At 64.6% G+C, this 3857-nt stretch carries 4 protein-coding genes and 1 tRNA gene; 3 read left to right on the top strand and 2 right to left on the bottom strand.

Going from position 1 to position 3857, the window contains the following annotated elements:
* Positions 1-656, top strand: a 656-nt coding sequence (locus AB1346_05415) for a DUF4143 domain-containing protein (protein ID MEW6719866.1), incomplete at its 5' end; no start/stop codon positions are given.
* A 261-nt stretch (positions 657-917) separates the two neighbouring features.
* On the opposite strand, the gene AB1346_05410 is transcribed toward AB1346_05415, so the two are convergent.
* Both AB1346_05410 and AB1346_05405 read right to left on the bottom strand, forming a co-directional pair.
* A tRNA-Arg gene (locus tag AB1346_05410) sits at positions 918-994 on the bottom strand.
* A 33-nt stretch (positions 995-1027) separates the two neighbouring features.
* Positions 1028-1999: a hypothetical protein gene (locus AB1346_05405; GenBank protein ID MEW6719865.1), complete on the bottom strand. Its 972-nt coding sequence runs from the start codon at positions 1997-1999 to the stop codon at positions 1028-1030.
* 78 nt (positions 2000-2077) lie between these two features.
* Here AB1346_05405 and AB1346_05400 point away from each other — a divergent pair, with 78 nt between their 5' ends.
* Together AB1346_05400 and AB1346_05395 are read left to right on the top strand one after the other, a co-directional pair.
* The gene (locus AB1346_05400) at positions 2078-2866 is read left to right on the top strand and encodes an aldo/keto reductase (GenBank protein ID MEW6719864.1); all 789 of its coding nucleotides are present in this window, start codon (positions 2078-2080) and stop codon (positions 2864-2866) included.
* A 71-nt stretch (positions 2867-2937) separates the two neighbouring features.
* Positions 2938-3857, top strand: a 920-nt coding sequence (locus AB1346_05395) for a molybdopterin-dependent oxidoreductase (GenBank protein MEW6719863.1), incomplete at its 3' end; no start/stop codon positions are given.

Genomic DNA, 3857 nt, shown 5'->3' with positions numbered 1-3857 from the left:
TCCCCGACCTCTTCCCCATCAAGAGCCCGGGACTGCTGCGATTCATATACCTCCAGGTGGCACGCCTGACCGGGCAGGAGATCAAGCAAAACCGACTTGCCGACATGGCAATCAAGACCGGTCTTTCGGCCAATCAACCCACAGTAGGCCAATATTTGCATTATCTGGCTGACGCGCTGCTGATACGCGATTTCCGGAGGTATCCCCTCGCGAAGAAGAGCTCGGCTCGCGTTCCCGCGAAGATCACGGTGAGCGACCTCGGCGTCCGAAACGCCGTATTCCGCACTTCCCCCTCCCTGTGGGAATCCGACCCGACGGTTCTCGGTCCGCTCGTCGAAACACTCGTGCAAAGCGTAATCCGCGACTACAATCTCCAGGTCCATTTCTTCCGGGATTACGAGGATTCGAAAAATCGGCGATCGCCGATCCGGGAGGTGGATTTCGTCGCAGAGCAGGCGGACGGCACCGTGGTTCCGATCGAGGTGAAATTCCGGAAAAGGATCGACGAGGAAGACCTCGTCGGGATGCGATTGTTCATGGAACGCTTCCGGGATCGCTGCCCCCTGGGAATCGTGGTGACCCGCGAACTCAGCGAGTGGGACCAAAGACGGCGAATCTTGTTTATTCCGCTCCAGTTCTTCCTGTTGGCATTCTGAGACGGAAAAATCCGCAACCCCCGCGCAACCGGGATGATGCCGGAGAGAGTGCGCCAAAATGGCGCTACGTAATTTTACGTTTATTTTAGTGAAAGTGGCGCGCCCTAGAGGATTCGGCTACTACGCCTCCGACCTCCCTGTCTCCGGCTGCGTAGCCTCCCCTCACCCGGCTTACGCGCGCATCCCTGCGCGCTTTTCTTCCCTATCCGGTCAGCGCCGGGTTCGCTTCGAATCCTCCATATTGCGCGACGGGATAAAGAGTGGCGCGCCCTAGAGGATTCGAACCTCTGGCCACTTGATTCGTAGTCAAGTGCTCTATCCAGCTGAGCTAAGGGCGCGTCCGAGAAGAAAAATAATATTACTGCAAGGGGTTATCTCGCGTCAACACATTCACGGCGAACCGTATACCCGATATCCGCCAGCCATGCACGAACCTCCGCGAGGACGTCCTTCTGAAAGTTTTTGTCCCGGACGTACACGTGACCGGCGCCGATCCACCGCACGGTCTTCGGTTCCCCGGCCGTCGTATGTAATAGACGACTGCAGCGCTCCGGCATGCGCGGATCTCCGGTGGCGTTCAGCATGAAGACCGGCCGGGGCGCGACTCGCCCGATATATTTCAGAGGCTCCAGCGGAGAGGCCGCCGCCGAGAGGCCCCAGGCCGCGGGCCGTCGTACGAAGGCGGGCAGAGGAAGATTCGCGTCGACCAGAGCGAACAGGTCGCCCGCACCGAAAAGGAGAGCCAACGCCGTGATCCGGTCATCCGCCGCGGCCGCCGCGGGAGCGAAGAGAGCGCCGAGGCTTCCGCCGACCAGTACGATGCGGTCGCGGTCCACCTCCGGTCGCCGATAGAGATAGTCCACGCCGAGCAGGATCGCCGACGGCGTGTCCAGCGCCGCGCGTCGCATGGCGGGAACCTGACGCAGGAGTTCCCATGTCGAGAGTCGGGACCGCTTTCCCTCGAATGGATAATCCATCGCGAGCACGATGAACTCGCCCGTGTCCTCCACGTATTCAAGGGCGCGAACGCCGTGGCGAAGCCCTCCCAGCGTAACGATTGCAGCGCGAGGCGCCGCCGTCGCGCGCGGGATCTTCAGGAAGGCATCGACCACGAGCCCGAGGTCGTTTTTCAGCGTCACGCGGCGGAGCGTTCCGTCGCCGCGCGGCTGCGGAGGCGACTCGACCGATGAAACCAGCAACCCCTTGTGTTCGCGGAAATACGGGAGGTAGTCGCCCGCGCGGTAACGGGACACTCCCGTGCAGACCGCGACGGTCGATACGGCGATGACCGCCAGGCCGAATGCGAGGCGGCGTATCCGCCTTCGCGGCGCGATCGATGACATATTCCGATTATTTCACATGCATCCCGCCGCAAACCTCCTTACGAAGCCTGAACGCGGGGCAGGCGGTATACTTTCCCCATGGACGATTTCAGCCACCGGCAAGTGGAGCGGCTCGGCCGCCGGATCTTACGGATGGGGATCTCCGGCTCCTTCGGGCTGGACGAGTCGGGATGCCGCGAGGCGCTGGAACGCATCCAGTACGTGTTCTGGAGCCCTCGGATGAAGCCGCTGACGGCCGCCCTGCGGGAAGCGCTGGCCCGGGACCGCGACCGGTACGTCGTTTCGGCGGGCCCCCTTTTCGGGTACTTTCCCGGTTCCGTCCGCCGCGCCGCCGAGGCCGCCCTCCGTACGCTTCACATCGATCGACTGGACGTGTTCCAGCTCTATTGGCTTGGAAAGATGTCCGCCTTCACGGGCGCCGTGCAGGAAGAGCTGGTGAAGCTGCGCGAGGAGGGGAAGATCCACGTCCTGGGGGCCTCGATCCACGACCGGCCGAGGGCGGGGAAGCTGGCGCGGGATTCGATCCTGGACCTGTTGATGATCCGCTACAACGCCGCGCACCCGGGCGCCGAGGAGGACATCTTCCCGCACCTGGCCCTTCGCCGCCCCGCCGTGGTCGCCTACACCGCCACGGCATGGCGCAAGCTTCTCCGGTCTCCCCGCGGATGGACCGGCAAGGTCCCGACCGCGGGCGACTGCTACCGTTTCTGCCTCACCGGCCCGCACGTGGACGTGGTGCTCGCCGGGCCCCGGAGCGTTGCGGAGCTGCGCGAGAACCTTGCGGCGATGGACAAGGGGCCGCTGCCCGCCGCGGAGATGGAGGAAATGCGCGCATTCGGCCGCGCCGTGCGGAAAAGCGGCGGCTGACCCGGGGATTGTTTCCATCAACGTCCGGCGCGGAAGTACAATGGAACGACACACCCAGGGAGGAGACGGCGATGGACCATGGATTGACGCGAAGAGGGTTCATCCGTTCCGCCGGGGCCGTCACCGCGCTCGCGGCCTCCGGAAAATTCCCGGCCGACCTGTTCGCCGCCGAGGATCGCCGGTTGGTCCGCTTCCCGGAAAAGACCGACCTGATCCTGCTGACCTCCCGGCCGCCCCAGCTTGAAACCCCGGAGCGCTATTTCAAGGAACTTCTGACGCCGAACGAGGCGCTCTTCGTCCGCTGGCACCTCTCCGGCATCCCCACCGAGGTCGATCTCGCCGCCTGGCGCCTCGCCGTCGGCGGGAACACCGGCAGGACGCTCGCGCTCTCCATGGACGACCTGCGGACCCGTTTCGACCGGGTGGAGTTCGCCGCCGTCATCCAGTGCTCCGGCAACGGCAGGAGCTTCTTCGACCCGAGGGTTCCCGGGGGACAGTGGGGAAACGGGGCGATGGGGAACACCGCCTGGGCGGGCGCGCGTCTCAAGGACATCCTGGAGGCGGCCGGCGTCAAGCCGGATTCCCGCGAAGTGGCGTTCAACGGTATGGACAATCCCCCGGCGCCGAAAGTCCCCGACTTCGTGAAGTCGGTGCCCATGGACGTCGCCCTGCGGGACGACACGATCGTCGCCTACGAGATGAACGGCAAGCCGCTGACGATGCTGAACGGCTTTCCGGTTCGGCTGGTCGTCCCCGGCTGGTTCGCGACCTACTGGGTCAAGGCGCTCAGCGAAATCACCGTGCTCTCCACGGAATTCGGCGGCTTCTGGATGAAGCCCGCCTACCGCATCCCGGACGATCCGTGCGCGTGCGTGGCCCCGGGCGGCAAGCCGGCCCGGACCGTCCCGATCGCCCGCATGAACACGCGCTCGCTCATCCTGTCGCCGGAGGCGGGAGACACGTTGCGGAGGACCCGGGCGGTCGAGATCAT

This window comes from Thermodesulfobacteriota bacterium, from assembly GCA_040758155.1.
Classification (GTDB): Bacteria; Desulfobacterota; Deferrimicrobia; order Deferrimicrobiales; family Deferrimicrobiaceae; genus UBA2219.
The sequence above is the reverse complement of the archived record's forward strand: the minus strand, read 5'-3'. Positions and strand labels throughout refer to the sequence as shown.

Excerpts from the sequence above, each read along its gene's own strand:
- AB1346_05405 (MEW6719865.1), bottom strand. The coding sequence starts at position 1,999 with ATGTCATCGATCGCGCCGCGAAGGCGGATACGCCGCCTCGCATTCGGC.
- AB1346_05400 (MEW6719864.1), top strand. The coding sequence starts at position 2,078 with ATGGACGATTTCAGCCACCGGCAAGTGGAGCGGCTCGGCCGCCGGATC.